General features: G+C 42.3%; 13 protein-coding genes. 3 read left to right on the top strand and 10 right to left on the bottom strand.

Features of this window, described 5'->3' with window-relative positions; translation table 11 throughout:
- Both MUP17_01195 and MUP17_01200 read right to left on the bottom strand, forming a co-directional pair.
- On the bottom strand, window positions 1-456 hold a 456-nt coding region (locus MUP17_01195), incomplete at its 3' end, for a fructose-1,6-bisphosphatase (protein ID MCJ7457590.1).
- 176 nt (window positions 457-632) lie between these two features.
- Window positions 633-2,111: a T9SS type A sorting domain-containing protein gene (locus tag MUP17_01200; GenBank protein ID MCJ7457591.1), complete on the bottom strand. Its 1,479-nt coding sequence runs from the start codon at window positions 2,109-2,111 to the stop codon at window positions 633-635.
- Between the two features lie 348 nt (window positions 2,112-2,459).
- Between MUP17_01200 and dinB the strand changes: the two genes are divergently transcribed.
- Window positions 2,460-3,755, top strand: a complete 1,296-nt coding sequence (gene dinB, locus MUP17_01205; protein ID MCJ7457592.1) for a DNA polymerase IV — start codon at window positions 2,460-2,462, stop codon at window positions 3,753-3,755.
- A 114-nt stretch (window positions 3,756-3,869) separates the two neighbouring features.
- On the opposite strand, the gene MUP17_01210 is transcribed toward dinB, so the two are convergent.
- Window positions 3,870-5,894, bottom strand: coding sequence for a DUF6055 domain-containing protein (locus MUP17_01210; protein ID MCJ7457593.1), 2,025 nt, complete (start codon window positions 5,892-5,894; stop codon window positions 3,870-3,872).
- Between the two features lie 448 nt (window positions 5,895-6,342).
- Between MUP17_01210 and MUP17_01215 the strand changes: the two genes are divergently transcribed.
- Together MUP17_01215 and MUP17_01220 are read left to right on the top strand one after the other, a co-directional pair.
- Window positions 6,343-7,326 (top strand): restriction endonuclease, encoded by a 984-nt coding sequence (locus MUP17_01215; GenBank protein MCJ7457594.1) that lies wholly within the window; start codon window positions 6,343-6,345, stop codon window positions 7,324-7,326.
- A gap of 92 nt (window positions 7,327-7,418) precedes the next feature.
- Window positions 7,419-8,162, top strand: a complete 744-nt coding sequence (locus MUP17_01220) for a hypothetical protein (GenBank protein ID MCJ7457595.1) — start codon at window positions 7,419-7,421, stop codon at window positions 8,160-8,162.
- A 71-nt stretch (window positions 8,163-8,233) separates the two neighbouring features.
- Here MUP17_01220 and MUP17_01225 read toward each other — a convergent pair whose 3' ends face one another.
- From MUP17_01225 to MUP17_01255, 7 genes are all read right to left on the bottom strand, one after another.
- Window positions 8,234-9,268: a histidinol-phosphatase gene (locus tag MUP17_01225; protein MCJ7457596.1), complete on the bottom strand. Its 1,035-nt coding sequence runs from the start codon at window positions 9,266-9,268 to the stop codon at window positions 8,234-8,236.
- Window positions 9,269-9,376: 108 nt separating this feature from the next.
- On the bottom strand, window positions 9,377-10,741 hold the full coding sequence (locus MUP17_01230) for an MFS transporter (protein MCJ7457597.1): 1,365 nt from the start codon (window positions 10,739-10,741) through the stop codon (window positions 9,377-9,379).
- A 69-nt stretch (window positions 10,742-10,810) separates the two neighbouring features.
- Window positions 10,811-11,188 (bottom strand): DUF2279 domain-containing protein, encoded by a 378-nt coding sequence (locus MUP17_01235; protein ID MCJ7457598.1) that lies wholly within the window; start codon window positions 11,186-11,188, stop codon window positions 10,811-10,813.
- 64 nt (window positions 11,189-11,252) lie between these two features.
- Entirely contained in the window at window positions 11,253-11,798 is a 546-nt protein-coding gene (locus tag MUP17_01240; GenBank protein MCJ7457599.1) for an HDIG domain-containing protein, read from the bottom strand.
- A gap of 129 nt (window positions 11,799-11,927) precedes the next feature.
- Window positions 11,928-13,856, bottom strand: coding sequence for a TonB-dependent receptor plug domain-containing protein (locus MUP17_01245; protein MCJ7457600.1), 1,929 nt, complete (start codon window positions 13,854-13,856; stop codon window positions 11,928-11,930).
- Complete coding sequence (locus tag MUP17_01250; protein ID MCJ7457601.1) at window positions 13,849-14,382, bottom strand: hypothetical protein; 534 nt, start codon at window positions 14,380-14,382, stop codon at window positions 13,849-13,851. Before MUP17_01250 ends, MUP17_01245 begins: the two co-directional genes overlap by 8 nt.
- A 413-nt stretch (window positions 14,383-14,795) precedes the next feature.
- Entirely contained in the window at window positions 14,796-16,676 is a 1,881-nt protein-coding gene (locus MUP17_01255; GenBank protein MCJ7457602.1) for a DUF6055 domain-containing protein, read from the bottom strand.
- Window positions 16,677-16,945: the final 269 nt, after the last annotated feature.

A 16,945-nucleotide genomic window follows, 5' to 3' on the forward strand; every position in this document is an offset into this window, starting at 1 on the left:
ATGCATCGGGTCAGCAAAGCTCAAATAAAGCGGCAGATTATAAGCACCCGGATCAGTTTTATCTGCGGCAAAGAAAAGGAAGGATTCATTCGGTCTTTCATCTATCTCTAACTCAGCCACTGCTGGTCCCATCCCCCTGACGTTACCGGAAAAAGCATCTTTAAGGAGGTCCTGACCTGCGCCGTATAACCCTTGCTTTTTTGCCACTGCGGTTCCAGCTACAAATGAATCCCAGGCTAATTTATGAATTTCGTGGTTTGATTTTCCCTTAGTATGTGTCATCAGGATTGCTATATCATCTCCAGTCGAGCTGATGTAATTATCTATAACCAGACCCTTTTTCAAGCCATTTTCCTGGATGAAATCCCTAACCGAATCTTTTAACCTCTGGCTGGGTTTGATGTGCCCGCCTATACTGCCGATATCTGCCTTGATTACACTGATAGTGAGTTTCACCTCTTCACCTCCATATGATGAGTTGTGTGTTTACCTGACTCAAAATTATATTAAATAAATAGGATAATAAAAGTCAACTTTAATTTCACTTTTTGATAGAAATAAAAAGACCAGAGTGCGAAATTACATCAATTTCGAAACGATACGAATAAATAGAAATTCACCCCCATAAACGATTATCTCAACAAGACCATTTTTTTCGTAACTGTAACGCCCTTAGTCTTAAGCTGGTAAAAATAAGTGCCGCTTGCGACTTGTTTCCCTGAATTATCCATTCCGTCCCAGGTGATATCGTAATTTCCTGGTGTCTTTTCTTCATCCACCAAAGTCCTCACTAACTGCCCAAGTATATTGTAGACCTTCAGGGCTGTGTGGCAGGGCCTCTCAACGCCAACCGCCAAACTCCAAACTCGGAAGGGTATGGTGGTTGTGGGGTTAAAGGGATTGGGGTAATTCTGTGATAATTCAAAGTTTCCCGGCAAATTTTGATCGTCATCTTTTACGATGGTCGGGGTATGCGGATAATAAAACGCACCAATATCCGCAATAGTGGTGTCAGGGTCCAGAGGGGAATTAGGGTCACCAGCATCTATACAAGGAGAGTTTGCCATGAGATGGAAATCAAAATCCGATGTATCGACGAAAAGTGGATCACGGATGATATTATGAAAACTATCGCAAGGCACACCATTCCTGTTGAATCCCCAGGTGGTGTCGCCGACCTCTTTAGAAAAAGCAACAAAATGCCCTGAGCCGTTGTTCCAAAAATCATTATATTCAAGAACGGGTCTAAAGGTATAATTTTGCAGATAAAAAGTTCTTACGCCCTCAGTATTAAAAGCGATTATGTTGTTAAAGATTTTCGACCCTGGCAGAAGGCCTACATAAGATATTCCCCCTCCTCCTTCATCAGCATAATTATTGACAATAGTATTGTTGTAAATATTTATGACACAAGAGTCCCCACCCCAAATACCTCCACCCCCTCCTAAAGGTAATGCATTGATCCCTTTTTCCACTTTATTGAAGGCTATCAGATTATACCGTATGGTAGGTCCAACTTGACCAAAAAAACAGATTCCTCCTCCTATCCCGCCGCTCTCCTCACCTAGATTGGATTGATTCTTGATGATCCTGTTATGCTCAATGATTGCTTTACCATTCTCGCAAAGAATCCCACCACCTTCACCACCACTCCATGGAATTGACCATTCTGGTTCAATGCACATTGGATTTGCAACGTTTTCTCTAATAATGTTAAAAGCTATCCTTGGAGAAGATCCCCGGCAAGAAATTCCTGCACCACTCCAGTAACACCCATGCGTTATAGTAAAACCCTGAATGCAGGCAGTAGAATCTTCTCCAGAATTAAAAGTGACTACTGATGCTTTGTTGCCCCCATCGATAACAGTTTTCAGAATTGTGCTGTCATTATGGTCGAAAATAAAGTTACTCGTGACTAAGATGTTTTTGCCTTTGAAATTTATGTTCTCGTAATAAGTCCCTGGCATAACCAAAACTGTATCCCCATCCTTGGCGACGTTTATTCCTCCCTGGATGGTAGCTATGAAGGCGGATGGAACCTGGTAAATTCTGGCAAAAGCAGGCGAAAACAAAAAGAGAATTAGAGCCAAAAACATAACTGTCTTTTTCATAACTCCTCCTGTAGCTGAAAAGCTTAATATTTTAATAATTCCCTCAACTTTAGAATAATTAATTTTTAGCGTTTGTCAATTAGTTTTTAAGATTTTGTTATTCAAGACAGAACAATGTTCTGTCTCTACAGGAAACCCTATGGACAAAGCAGGGTTACGAATTTACCCGTCATTCGATATTCGTCATTTGTCATTTATTTATTATTTTCCTCTTGACAACTGCACATTTGTGCAGTATCTTATATCCCGGCAGGAATGTAGCGTCCTGTCTCCTGACAGGACGAAAAGACGTCAGGGATAAACCCTGACGCTACATTTCCTCCATTCCGGAGTAGGAGCAAAAAGATTATGGAACCAAAGAAGAAAAGAACCATTTTGCACGTGGATATGGACGCCTATTTTGCCTCGGTGGAGCAGAAGGCTAATCCCCATTTGAGAGGTAAGCCGATTATGGTCTGCGGTGACCCCAATGGTAGAAGCGTGGTTACCACTTCCTCTTATGAGGCCAGAGCCTGGGGGGTAAAGACCGGGATGACCCTGTGGGAGGCAAAAAAAGCTTGTCCCCAGGGGATTTTACTCCCCTGCGATCCGGACAAATACGTGGAGGTCTCCTTAAATCTCTTGAGTATCTATAAAGGATTTACCCCCGCAGTTGAAGTCTTTTCCATAGATGAGTCTTTTTTAGACATAACTGGAACTGAAAGATTGTTCGGAAGCCCGCTTCAGTTAGCTGAAAAACTAAAGAAAAAAATAAGAGACGAAACAGGCTTAACCTGTTCAGTCGGGATCGCCTCTACCAAGCTCTTAGCCAAATTAGCCTCGGACATGAGAAAACCGGATGGCTTATTCTGGTTAAAAGATGAAAAAGTAGCTGAGTTTTTAGAAGACCTGCCCATCTCGGAGATATGCGGAATAGGTCCAAAACTCACATTTTACCTTAACAAATTAGGAATCCGCACCTGCGGAGAATTATTCCGTTATCCGGTACAACTCTTAGAGGAAAGATTCGGGAAGATAGGCATATATTTACACCGTATGGCTCTGGGGTTAGATGAAGGTCCGGTTCTTTTAACCGAGTCCGAATCTGAATACAAAGGAGATGGGGAAAAAGTCAAATCTGTGGGGCATTCTATAACTCTGCCTAAGGATACTCGCAACCGGGAGGTGGCGAAAAACTATCTTCTGAGCTTATCTGAGCAGGTAGCCAGAAGGTTGAGAAGGAAACATTACAAAGGGAAGACCGTTTCTCTGGTGATTCGTTTTCCGGATTTCTCCCATTTCTCCCAGCAAAAAACCATAAAGGAATTCATAGACGATGCCAGGGAAATATACCAGACCGCCCTTTCCCTGTTAGAGCAGATAAACATCGAGACCTTAGGAGTCAGGCTGGTTGGGGTAAGCGTTTCCAATCTGATAAAGGGAGTAGGCCAGCTCTCTTTATTCAGAAAAGAATGGAGAGAGCAGATGCTCTTGGAGGCTATGGATGAGGTAAATGACCGCTACGGGGAGTTTACTCTTACCTGGGGCAGGCTTTTAGATAAAGTTAAAACGACTAATATCCTCTCCCCTGCCTGGAGACCGGAGAAACACGTGAGAAAATTCGGAGAGGAATACTTAGACAGTCATTGCGAACCGGTAGGGTGAAGTCCCGCCAAAGGCGGGGCTTCTTCGTTCAGATGGACTCCTCGGTATGCACCGCCTTGGTGCATACCTCGCAATGACAGATTGGCCGTGAATTGCAGATAAGTCTTAATAGACTTACCCGCTAAAGCAGGGCGGAGGCCCAGATTTAAACAGGTAATTTACCAGATAGACTACATCGCCGATAGTTATCTGACCATCGCAGTTAGCATCCCCGGTTCCATAGTACTGAGGTGCAGGACCACCTTTAAGTAGATAAGCTATCAGAAAAACAGCATCTGCCACAGTAATGGAACCATTACTGTTGGCATCTCCTCTCACAGCTATTACCGTCAGAATGACGCTGGAAGAATCTTTAACCAGTGGATTGGAAAGAGAAGAAGAGACTAATTTCAAAGAGTCTGCTGTGTTCAAAACTGCATTGTAAGGGATCTTTGAAATGGTCCTGAAGGTATCAATTTCTCCAGAAGCAAGAGTATCCACAAACGAACCAGGGTTCTGAAGCCACCCGCGTTTGTCAGAAATCGCGATGGAAAAAGTATCAGTTACTATACCGGTATTCTGGACATAAAAATAAGAGGTGTCAGTGCTGGCATTGATCACCTGCTTGTTCGGGCTAGAGGTGACATCGACTTTATGAACGGTGTCAGCAGCGGTGAGCCAAGCCGAATAAGTGAAATTAAGATTAGTGCCGGAGGTAGAAAGGACGCTGGGGATCAATATTACATAATCATAGTTTTCCAGATTAGGAATCGAACCTTCACCGTATCCGGTATCATCCACCGGAAACTCAAATTCGGAATAACTGTAAGTCCCGTTTAGCTTGACTCCCAAAGCTTTTAAACCCCAGAAATAACCAGTCTGTCCGTCGAATTTGATGTTCAGATTAGCAGGATTAGAAGTCGGGTTGAACTGGATATAGTTGGCTGACAAATTGTCCGGAGTCATGCTGGAGGTGTTATTGGTTACAGGGTAGGTAGAATGGGTCCTCATCAGCTTTATTAGAGGATAATTACTTGCATCCGGGAAGTGCAGTCCATCGTTTCTTGCGCCGGTGATATAGTTCCAAACAGTGAATTCCTTGAATTCTTTGTTGCGGCTGCTTCCCCGCGCACTGAGAGCATTGTCTATCTCATTGATCGCGGAGCCGGTTATACATCTCTCCCAGATATCTTTTATAATATCGTTACCGAAATTGGTGGAAAGATACATATCCCAGATAAAGGCGGCATATTCATGGATCGTGGTTGCCTGCAAGGAAACATCTGGATAATTGAAGAAATAGGGCAAATAGTTGTAGTTATCGTTTACCGTATGATAAGCGATAGTCTCCATCCAGGTAGAGGAAATCTCCATATACCAGCCAGACTCAAATACATCATAAGCAAACTGGACTGCATGGAAGTATTCATGAGCTACAGTTACCTTCATAGCTCCCTTTTGATTTCCTTCTGGATCAGTATTCGGCGGAAAGCCGATGAAGTTGTTATGAACTGATACATAACTGGTGTAATCGTTCCAGGGCTGGGGACCGGGAAATTCCCACTGGGTATATCCATAATATCCCATATCCTCAGTATAGATGTCATATTTACTATCTCCTCCAGCAGAGCCATCTGAAGGCGGAATTCTATAACCTAAGTAGGTAATCATGGTTCGATAAGAACTATCTGCATAAAGCGCTAAATTTTCTACATAATCGGGAACGCCGTTACTATTGGCGTCAGTTGTAGGAACTTTGTTTATCCCAGTGGTATCATAATGGATTTTAAAATGCCCATCCAGGCTATTATAAGAATAAGCGTTGGACGGTCGGGCTAAAAGAGTTTTTAAGGTTGCCTGAGTCTGGGAAGAGAGACCGGGCCAACTTTTCCTGACTTCTAATAGAATAGGCGTGGCACTTTTAAAAATCCTCTCTACTTTTGCCTTGTATTTTGCAGGTATTTTCTCGGGTTGGCGAATAGTCTGGACTTTATAGATCAGACTGGTCTCGTAATCGATCTCTCCATTCTTGTAGGCATCCTCAATCAGCTCTACAGTCCCCTTATCAACTGCATAAGCAGATTTCACAACCCCAGGGTAACAAATAAAAATCATTCCAAGCCCCAGGAAAACCAGAATACCCCACTTAAACCTTTTCATTATGCCTCCGAAGTAACTCTTTGCATTTCAATAGATTGCCTTTTGTAGGGACAGGGCTTGTCCCTGTCCTAACCCCAATGAGGACAGCCACAAGGGCTGTCCCTACTTTAACTGCTCGGTAGGTCAGACATTCTTGTCTGACTAAATGAACAGACAGGAATGTCTGTTCTACCAGCACGATAATCCCGCCTTTCTTAATTTATCGGCAAATTCACTCATCAGGTTCAATTTAATATAAATCGAGAAATTGTCAAATACAAACAAGGGCTTGATAAATCAAGCCATTACAGAACCTGCGTAGGGGTTCGATTCATCGAACCCAGATGACTTATAAAATATCTACGGATAAAAGAAGTGGATTGGTGAAAGGTTTCTATACTTAGGTTTTACCATGGGTTATTTAAATTAGTTATTGACATTACCTTAGGATACATTAATTTATTCACATATGAACGATACTGAAGATTATTTTACCACCCAGATTATATATCAATATCCGCCTGACCTTTTCCAACTATTAAAAGATGTCATCCCTTTATTATGCCGCTCCAAAAGAGATGTCGTCCTTTTCTTTCGAGGTGCCGGTGTGAAAGTTGATTTGCTGAGAGACCTTACTGCACAGGTTGAAAAAGAGCCACAAGCTATAAAAAAATATGACATTTCGCAGACGATTCTAAAACGATTGAACGAGAAAGGTGAGAGCAGTCTAAGAGAACGCAGAGAGGTGCTTAAACGTGTTATTGAATTCGAAGATTTTTCAACTTGTTGGCCAAACGATGAACTAAAAGCAAGAGGACTTGTAGCCGGGATTCAGAAGGTAGTGAATGTAAAGGATTCATTCACTCGGATGAGACAAGAACGAGAGGAAGAGAAAGGGAAACATATTAGGGAGTATGAAAAAAAAGTTCAGGAAGTTAAGTATAAGAAACAAGCCCTTGAGGAATTAAAGAAAGAATTCTATTTACTTTTTAAGGATTGCAATAGTCAAGAAAGGGGAAACCTCTTAGAGAAAATACTCAACCGCCTTTTCGAAATTAATGAAATTCTCGTGCGTGAATCATTTAGGAGAACTGGAGACAAAGGAAAAGGGGTGATTGAGCAAATTGACGGAGTTGTAGAGTTGGATGGAGAAGTTTATCTTGTCGAGATGAAATGGCTTGAGAGTGCAGTGGGAGTTGATGATGTTTCGCGACATCTGGTCCGCATTTACCATCGCAACTCCAGTCGAGGTGTTTTTATTTCCTATACTGAGTTCAGTAAAGGTGCGTTAGAAATTTGTAAAGAAGCCCTTCAGCAAACTGTCGTCATTCTTTGTACGCTTAATGAGTTAGTCAACCTCCTCGAACACGAGAGAGACCTCAAATATTTGTTAAAAAGCAAGATACAGGCAGCCATAATTGACAAACAGCCATTCAAGGAAATCCTTGGATGAGAACTTTTTTCTGGACACGTAAAGGCAAAGTATATCACATACACTACTTTAGAAACATATTAGGCTGAGACCGAAAGGAGTAGAATTCCTACATGCGAAATATTGACCACATACTCCATTTCCGTTCTGATATCTCACCATTTCTGGTACATCTCACACGTACAATGCAAGATGGCAACTCCGCAAAGGAGGCATTAAGCTCAATACTTGAAACAAAAAGCCTAATCTGTGGCCAAACAATCGTCAGCGATGCAAGGTTCGGGATGTACACTGGTGACATGTCTGAGGAGCAAAAGCACCGTCTCTTTAGCGCCATCTGTTTCACTGAAACACCTCTCAGTGAAGTGCATTGCCTCTTAGAAATTGCATATCGTAATATCACCTTAGAACCATATGGGCTCGTTTTTCTGAAGGAGCGTCTTGCAAGCCGAGGTGTAGCACCCGTACTTTACTTAAACAACGAGACTGAGGATAAAGACCAAGTCTTTTATGCCCTTTGTAGCTTGAAAGGAAATCACTTAAATGAGGCTGAACAGCTCCTCCCACTTATAGCAGTTTTTGGTAAAAAGATTAAAGCACCGGGTGCTAGTGTGCGACCACAGGGCAGAGTCGATTTCAGATGGGAACGCGAATGGCGTTACCCTTTTGTAAAGGCGCCATTTGTATTCACTGCAGAGGACGTATTTGTCGGATTATGTCCTCACGACTGCATAGATGAATTTGAAGCTTTATTTAATCCCGTAGGATTCATAGACCCGACTCGCAACATGAAGTGGTATGCAACCAAGCTTATCCAAGCGCGCCAGCGTCTTGATATCAAATTTTCAGTCGTTTGATACAGAGCTTCAAGTATGACTCTTTCCTTCAGTCACTATTCAATCTTTGCTTTAAATACTGCAAAAATGATTCAAACAATCCTTATATGATTCGAGAAAATCCAGCCCTTATCCCCTTTAAAGGCTTCTACTCTGTAAATACCTTTTTCTTTTGGTTGGCAAGTTAATTCCTTTCCTTTAGTTCTGATTTTCAACTTGCCATTATGAATTAATCTAATCTCTGCTTTTGCCGGAGTCCTGGCAATTAATTCTGGAAACTCCTCCAAATTTATCTCCTCTCCTATTCGGGCAAGGTTTTTCTTGCCTTCCGCATAAAACAGAAACCCTTTGGCATCTCCCCTTCTGTGATTTGAGGCAAAGGCGTTGCAGTTTAAGAGCGCTGAAAATATCTGGGCTTTACCTTTTTCAAAATCTGAAGATAAAGGCTGGTCCAGAATCAGGTGCGTGCGGAGCGATTTGAACTGAACCTCATAAGGGAAAATAGTCAATTTCAAAGGACCTAACTTGTAGAGATGAGCGTGGGCGTCAACTGCTCCAATGCCACAGACTTTTCTTTTCAGGTTCAGCTCATCCCATTTTCTCAAGACTCTCTCAGTTGGGCTATCCAGAGATTTTCGCGGAGAGAAAAGCATCTTGACCTGGTTGAACCTGGTCAGTTTCTCCATCCATTCAGACATCTGGTTCCAGATTTCGATTCCATCAAACTCTTGAGCACCCCAGGCAGTCCAGGGATAGGCAGGATATTTGGGCAAATCATTCCTGATTTCATCCGGATGCGCAATTATCCCAAACCCGCCTTTTTCTTTCACCCGTTTTACATATTCTAAAGGAGTCAAACCAAAAGGCAAGGTCTCCTTTAGATTGAAAGCCAGATAATGATTTTTGTTTTCTCTATCATGAATCTCATAGCCGATTATGACCAGGGTCTTGCCATAAACTCCTTCTAAGCCTGCTTGATAGGACTTGAGAGTCATATGGTCAGAGAAGACCAGGAAGTCAAGTCCCATTCTATCACCGATCTTCGCTATCTCCGGAATAGATTTGGTCCCATCCGAGTCAGTAGAATGGATATGTATTGCCCCCACTACCTCATGCCAGTTCTCCAAATTCCTTCTCCTCATCCGTCATTGCGAGTCCATTTGGACGAAGCAATCCCTTTACTTAAGAGGAAGTGGATTACTTCGTCGTCCAGATGGACTCCTCGCAATGACATTTTATCTCGATACCAGCTCGTAATCCTCCATTTTTTTATCCGGGACTTTGATAAAAATCAGAAGACCTATAATCATTAAAAGGACCAAAAACAAAATCCCAAAACGATACTGGATCGTATCCAAAACCTTATCCGAAAAAGTAAATCCAATCCTTTCGAGCAAATTTATGATTCCTTTGACCAACGGGTTATCTTTTTTCAAGAACAAAACCGCTCCACCCCAGAGAAGTGGTCCTATGGTAGCCGCGGCTCTGCCGGACAAGGAATATAACCCGTAAAACTGTCCTAACATATTTCTGGGAGCTAAGGTAGCTAAGAGCGGCCTGGAAGCTGTCCAGGTGGAGCCAAGACAGATTCCGATAAGGGGACCCATTATCCAGAAATAGAGCTGTCTGGTAGAGAGCATAATGACTGATAAGGACAAAATCCAGCCAGAGACTACAAAAAACAAGGTCTTTTTCGGCCCTATGCGGTCGCTCAATACGCCGGAAACAAAAGAGCCAAGGATGGCAAAGGTCGTGGCAAACCAGAAGAAAAAGATCTTGGCTTCATCTCCCATATTCATAACCACCTGAGCATAAACTGCCATAAAAATAATCACCGTGGCTATAGCATCTTCGAAAAAATAGTCGGCAATCAGGAACCGCAATACCCCTGGATATTTTTTGGTATCAATGATTCCATTCCAGACTTTTCTAAAAGCTTCTTTAATCTTTATTCTCTTTTCACCAGAATTCTGGTTTCCCTTCTCTTTGACAAATAGAAATATCGGCAAGCTGAACAGGAGGAAAAAAAATGCCGTTGGAATGAAGGCTTTTTCCCTACCACCGCTGCCGAATTGTAACCCGAAAAAATTTCCGGTGACAAAAGGTTTAACCAGGAGAAGTCCGATAATTGAGCCGGCATATCCTAAAGCCACTCCAAAACCTGATACCCTGCCTATATTCTTAGGAGTAGAGATTTCAGGCAGCATGGCATTATAGAAAACTAGTCCTCCTTCAAAACAATAATTGGCTACAAGAAAGAAAAAAAGGGCCGAAAAGACCAGAAGGTTTGCGTTCGCAATCCTGGAGCTTATTCCCCCTATGAACAAAGTCGCCAGGACACACCCCAGGGTCAAAATCAAAAGATATGGTTTCCTTTTTCCTCTACCATCAGAGATTGCTCCCAAAACCGGTATGGTCAGAGCAACCAGCAGCATTGACAAAGAATAGGTTAAGCTGTACCAGATGTCTTCTTTGTGATGGTCGACTATTATCCACTGGGCAAAATACATCGAGATGATATTCATAGAGAAGATAGTATTAGCAAAATCATATATTCCCCAGGAAAAGATTGTTTTCTTGTTCAGCTTTAATTCTTCCATCCTATTCAGTCTCTTTCAATCCGATTTTAGTCGATTCCTATTACGTCACTAAAGTGACTATGAACAAAATTAATGTGAGGCGATAAGAATGCCAACGGAAATGCCCAGGATATCAAAGATGATGTCTTTGTAGCTGAACTTATCTTTTGGTTTTTTCATATCGCTTATCTCTTTACCTACTCCAATGCTTAGACTGAAGATGCTGGCAAAATAGATCGAAGATTCTTTGTCATTATCAAAGCTCTTATGATAGATGGAATAAGATGACCCGGCTAAAAATCCGCTTATCAAAAAGTGCCCTGCTTTATCCCAGCCCAGCCATTTATCCTCGACCTTTTTGACTTTGTTTTCTGGTCGATGTGACTTGTTTTTACCCAGGGCATAGCTTATCTGGGAGATGTCTAAAAGTAAGAAAAGGAATAGGAATATGAGGATAAGTTTTCTCATTTTAGGTTAAATGTAGTTGCCCAATTTATTGGGCAATTTAAAATTAGCCTGATGAATCAGGCAACTACAATTCCAAGTCTGCATCTATTCTTTGCATACCTTCCAGGGCTAATTCGACAAACTTTTCCAGGGTTAGACCCATCTTCTCACAGGCTTTTATATCTTCCCTATTTGCTCCGGCGGCGAATCTTTTCTCCTTAAAGCGGTTAAGCACAAACTCCGGGGTCACGTTTTTTAGTTTCTTTGTCGGGTGCATTAAGGTGGCGGCAACGATCAACCCGCTCAAAGGGTCTGTGGCATAAAGAGCCCAGTCCAGTTTGGAAGTCGCGGGTACGTGTTTGGGGTGGGCTTTTATGGCATACAGGATTTTCTCATCTAAATCATATTCTTTAAGCCATTCAGTTGTGAGGATACCGTGTTTGGGAAAGTCATTGACTGTGGAATCGTAATCCAGATCATGCAAGAGTCCAGTTAAGCCCCAGAGCTCAACATTCTCGTTGAAATACTCCGCCAGCCTGCGCATTATGGCTTCCACGGCCAGCATATGCTTGATCAGATTCTTATTCTTGATCTTGGATTTTACTAAATTCAAAGCCTCTTCCCTGTTCATTTGCTTTCTCCTGACTTTTAAATTGTCATTGCGAGGAATTCTCTACGGGGACGACGAAGCAATCTGTACAACTGAACGGATTGCTTCGTCCAAATGGACTCGCAATGACACTATTATAGAACTTAACTCTCAATCATAGAAATCCCAGCTAAAGCCAAACCAGAAGGTCCTGCCAGGCATGTTGAACTCTCCTCTGGTTCTGTAGACCTCATCCGTTATATTCTCGATAACATAATAAAACCGCAGATCCAAAAGCCGTAAGGTGATTTTGGAATTAAAAAGAAGGACAAAAGGAACTTGGTCCTGGTTATAATCTGCCAGATACCTTTTAGAGATATATTCCTGCTCCAATCTTACTTTTAGCCCATACTCTTTTTTCGAGGATTCATACGAATACTGAAAATAGCTGAAGAAACTATGCTCAGGCACGTAAGGTATCGAAAAGTCACCAGCACGAGCCCTTTTGTAAGCGTAGGAAAAACTTGTTTCAAAATTCGGAGAAAAAGTATAGTCGAGATTTAAACCGAATCCAAATAAATTCCTCGTGCGGTTAGAGGGGTAAACTGTGTATCTTATGGAGGTATAAGCAGGAAGCTGGTTTACTACCTTGGAGAAAGTCCATTCTATGTTGTTCAAGTTATAAGAGTAGAATATCGAGTTTCTCAACTTAAAATCATTTTTTAACCAGGAAAATCCTGCATCGATAGTAAAGAGATTTTCATAGGTAAGGAATTGATTATAGGATTCTTGATAAGAGAAATATGTGGAGTCAAGATGAGCTGAATAACTACTCCTCGGCAGATAGAAATCATAATACGTAGGATTGGCTAAGGAGTGCGAAACGTTGGCAAATAGAATCAGCTCTTTCCTAGGGCTATAGGAAACTCCATACAAAGTAGACAATTCCCAGTGAAATCCTTTTTGGAAAGTCAGCCTGGCAAACCCAAAATTATCAATCTTGTCGAAAATCCTGGTGAGTCCAAGATAAGAAATGTGTCCTTCTCGTAAAGTCCTCTTTATCCCATCCATCTCAGTATTACCCCAGCTTAAAAATCCCTCTACCTTATTTTGCGTCTTCTTTTTCCAATTAAACTCGTAACTGCCCCTCAGATAGAAATCGTTTCCAGTTTTTTTTCTGTCCAGAAAATATCCATCATTATAACTTTCAGCCAGGTTAGCACAATAAAAAGTCTCTATTTTTAAGAAAGTATTGTTTTTAAAACGATAATCCGAATTCAGATCTAAAATAGTTCTATCCTCTTTTGTTTTCAAGGTGATCAGAGTATCGTGAGGAAGTGGATTCCCTGCCCTGTTCTCAAAATGAAGCGCTTTCAATCGAATATTCCAGTTTTCTTTCATCTTATAAAGGAGATTTCCGGTCAGGTATAAAGATTCAAAATCGCTGTTGGCTATGTAGCCATCTGATTTTTTCCATCCTCCGGTAAAATAAAAGTCGAGCTTCCGGGCTAATTGATTGCCGAAATCTATTTGGGTTCTTCTGTATCCATAAGGTCCTCTTTCGAAATTTATCCTGGAAAATGGTTTTTGAGTCTTATATTCTTTTGTCTTTATCCTAAGTCCACCTAATCCAATGTCTTTACCCAATATATTAACCATCGGGTTATCAATTAGCTGGATACTTTCGATATTCTCAAGCGGGACAGTGAAAAGGTCGAAATCCCCGGTTTGAGGCAGGTATAACGCTTGCCCTAAAAATGAAATCCCATCCTGATAGACCAGAAACTGGCGTGATGTCCCGCCCCAGAGAGTGGCATATTCTGGCTGACCATAAGTCCCATATCTGGTCACATCAATTAACCTGTTCCTTTTCAGAATATCTCCCAGACTTCTGTAAATTGAATTTTCGATCTCCTCAGAGGAGAAAACCTGGTTAGTGGTGAAAAGGGAACATACCTTGTCCGTGAGATTTTCCTCTTCAAAAGATGTGTCGGGGTTCAATTGATTGGAGGGGGAAAGAAGGGAATCATTATTCTGTGCCAGAGCAAAAGGAGAAAAGCAAAAGAAAGAAAAGACGAGGAGAACAATCTTCTTAAGCAAACTGCCCCCTTCTTTCTAATTTGTCTAAACGAAAAAGAACCGGGGTTAGGAGGACAAAGATAATAATGTTGGAAATCAGGTGAGTCAGAGCAAAAGGTATGGCTGCAAGCATAACCGGTACAAATCTACCCATCACTATGGCTACACCTGAATTGGTTAAAAAATCGTAAAGCAGAGTAAGAACTAATCCTGCCAGTCCCATCCAGATAAAGGTGGCTAAGGCGACTTCTCTAAAGAGCTTCAAGTAGAAAAATAACCCTCCTGAAATGCCTATAATGAACATTGATATTACCTGGGCAAGTGCTATAGGAAGCGGGGCAAGACCGTATGGGTTGAACACGGTGTAGATACTTATTGAAAGCATGCCAACTACCCCTCCCTCGATTATACCCAACAAAAAGCCGGAGGTGAAAACCACGAAGGTGAAGAATTCCACATTCGGAATCTGCAAAATCGGGATTTTCAGGACTATTGGCAGAGCAGTGAATACTCCCATCTTGGCTATTTTTTTTGTGGTGAAGGTCATTTCTGTTTTTTTTTTGTAGCGCGACCTCAGATTGTAGTTGCTCGATTCATCGAGCAAGGAGTCCATTGAATTGGGAAACTACATTTCCGTCGGGTCAGGGGACCCGACGGTCACGGAATACATGTTTTTCGTAGTGCGACCCAGCTTGTCCCGCAAACTGCGGGATTAGGGTCGCTTTGCGCTACGGGCGCTACGAAATTGGAATCGTCAGGCATAAAGCCCGACGCTAAGCTCATCCTGTCATTCTGAGCCCGTAGGGCGATAAAGGCATTACGGCGGCTACGCCGGGCATTGCTCCTCGTAGAGGCGAAGAATCTGCCTTTTTATACATAGATGCTTCGTCCCCTACGGGGACTCAGCATGACAATTGTGTTGTATCAAATGTCATTCTGAGTCCAAAGGACGAAGAATCTCTATCTCTCATTGATCACGACTAACTTCTTAGTTGTCGAGGTGCCGTTAGTCACTATTCTATAAAGGTAAATCCCGGATGCCACATATTCGCCGTTTAGATTCCTGCCATCCCACTGGAAAGGTAAGAATGCCGGGTCAGGGAAATTAGTGATATCATAATTTCCCGCACTCAGGTTTCGCCAAGAATATTTCCAGACAAGTTCTCCAGAGCCTGTAAAGATGAAGAGCTTCACATCGCTGGTGCTCATCAATGACAGGGGAAATTTAGTGGTCGAGTTAGCATCTGTAATCACAAACGGGTTGGGGAAATTTTGATACACTCTGTCTGCTGACGGAGGAAGTAACCCATTATTTAGACTCGGATCGAACTGTGCTGTAGACCTGTATTGATAATTCTGGGTCGAGATAGTATCTCCCCTGGCGATAACCATAGGCACTTCAGTAAAACGCCAGGAAGCAATAACTAATCCCATCCCGTTCATACTGCTCGGTGTTGTGGTCAACCCAACAACTGTATCCCAGGGAGGAAGGGAAGTTCCCTGATAACCTATAATTGAAAAACTCCATTCTGGACCAAGATCTCCTTCGAAATATATTCTAAGTCCTCCGGTGTCAGATGGAGAGACAAAAGTTAGGTAGGTCGAGCCCAAGTCTTGTGGCAACTGATTAACTGTATCTGTTGCCGGATAAAGAGTGTGTTTGTTAGTCAATGTCACCTTTATGGGACCACCTTGATCGACCCAAAGCGGACCTTCGGAATAAAAGCCGAATACCGAAGGGTTAGCCCGATCTCCAGTGAAATAGTTCCAAACAGAAAATTCCCGAAAGGCGCTGTTTAACGAGCTATTATGCAAAGTGCTCAAGATCGTGTCAGTTGCGGACAAGACGTTATCACCGGGCACTTCAGCACATTTAGTCCAGATATCTTTAATAATGTTAATCCCGAATCTCTCCCCTAAATAGATTGGCCAAACTACTGCACCGTACGGATGCAACCCAGTGAAATTTCTCAAAGAAACCCAAGGAGCTCCAAGGAAGGATCTGAGATAATATATATAATCATTTATGTAATCGTAAACTTCATTTTCCATCCAGGTAGCGCTCATCTCCATCCAGTAAGGTTTTGCAACATCCCCTGCTACCTCATTCTCAAAAACATCATACCCCATCTGAATTGCATGAAAAAACTCGTGTGCGGCAGTGACCCTTAGCCAGTCGTACTGTGGATGGTAAGCAGGATAATTTGTATAATTATTATCTAACTCGATCCAGCTCGTGTAACTCCACAGTGCGGGGTTCGGAGCACTGGTGGTTTCAGGGTGAGTTGCGCCTAAGTAGTTAGAACCCAGGTTTAAAAGGTAAATATCGTATCTCCCATCGCCTCCGTTATCCCAGGTTACTGGGTACCATCCGTCCGAAGGCGGGACATTGTAACCTAAACTATCTATCTCTTTAGCCCAGATGTGGTCCAAGACTGCTGCACAGGTATCAACGTAATCCGGGATCCCATTTCCATTATTATCTACATTCGGCTGATACACCGCATTAACTCCTTCCTTGGCGAAATGTATCTTGAAATACCCGCTTGGAGTATTATAGGCATATTCAGTATCTGGGGCGTAACTTGGCCTGGAGGGGAACGGGTAAACAGCTTTCTTAGCTTCTGCGCTCAAAAAAGGAAAATCATGTCTCGCCTGAAGGATTATGGGAGTGGCATCCACAGGATGACCGGTTGGGTTATCCGGAGTTTTAATGGCTTCCTGAGTATAAATTCCCTTTAAATCCTGGATGAGCTTGTCCTCATAAGCCTGAGTAAATTCTTTGCCATAAGCTGAAACAGCCATAAACAAGAAAGTCAGAGAGAGTAACACCTTTTTCATTTTAGCTCCTTTTTTGAAGATGATCTGGAGTATAAAGCTTTAGCTTTATCCTTCTCCTCTTTGAAACTGATATAACTCTGGTAAACCTGAAGGTCCAGAATGGATCTTGAGATTTACACTCCAGATTTATCCTCCAAATTTCTTTTGTTTAGCTTTCTTTAGCATCTCCAGACAGCGGTAAGGGACTTTCACTTTTCCCATCAACACCATATCAGCTCTGGCATGGCAGTCCGAACCACCGGTGTAGAGTATCCCAAATTTTTTAGCCA

It is taken from the genome of Candidatus Zixiibacteriota bacterium, assembly GCA_022865345.1.
GTDB lineage: Bacteria > Zixibacteria > MSB-5A5 > MSB-5A5 > RBG-16-43-9 > RBG-16-43-9.

Coding starts and splice junctions, on each gene's coding strand:
- MUP17_01250 (MCJ7457601.1), bottom strand. CDS start 14,382: ATGACCTTCACCACAAAAAAAATAGCCAAGATGGGAGTATTCACTGCT.
- MUP17_01255 (MCJ7457602.1), bottom strand. CDS start 16,676: ATGAAAAAGGTGTTACTCTCTCTGACTTTCTTGTTTATGGCTGTTTCA.
- MUP17_01210 (MCJ7457593.1), bottom strand. CDS start 5,894: ATGAAAAGGTTTAAGTGGGGTATTCTGGTTTTCCTGGGGCTTGGAATG.
- MUP17_01220 (MCJ7457595.1), top strand. CDS start 7,419: ATGCGAAATATTGACCACATACTCCATTTCCGTTCTGATATCTCACCA.
- dinB (MCJ7457592.1), top strand. CDS start 2,460: ATGGAACCAAAGAAGAAAAGAACCATTTTGCACGTGGATATGGACGCC.
- MUP17_01240 (MCJ7457599.1), bottom strand. CDS start 11,798: ATGAACAGGGAAGAGGCTTTGAATTTAGTAAAATCCAAGATCAAGAAT.
- MUP17_01215 (MCJ7457594.1), top strand. CDS start 6,343: ATGAACGATACTGAAGATTATTTTACCACCCAGATTATATATCAATAT.
- MUP17_01230 (MCJ7457597.1), bottom strand. CDS start 10,741: ATGGAAGAATTAAAGCTGAACAAGAAAACAATCTTTTCCTGGGGAATA.
- MUP17_01200 (MCJ7457591.1), bottom strand. CDS start 2,111: ATGAAAAAGACAGTTATGTTTTTGGCTCTAATTCTCTTTTTGTTTTCG.
- MUP17_01235 (MCJ7457598.1), bottom strand. CDS start 11,188: ATGAGAAAACTTATCCTCATATTCCTATTCCTTTTCTTACTTTTAGAC.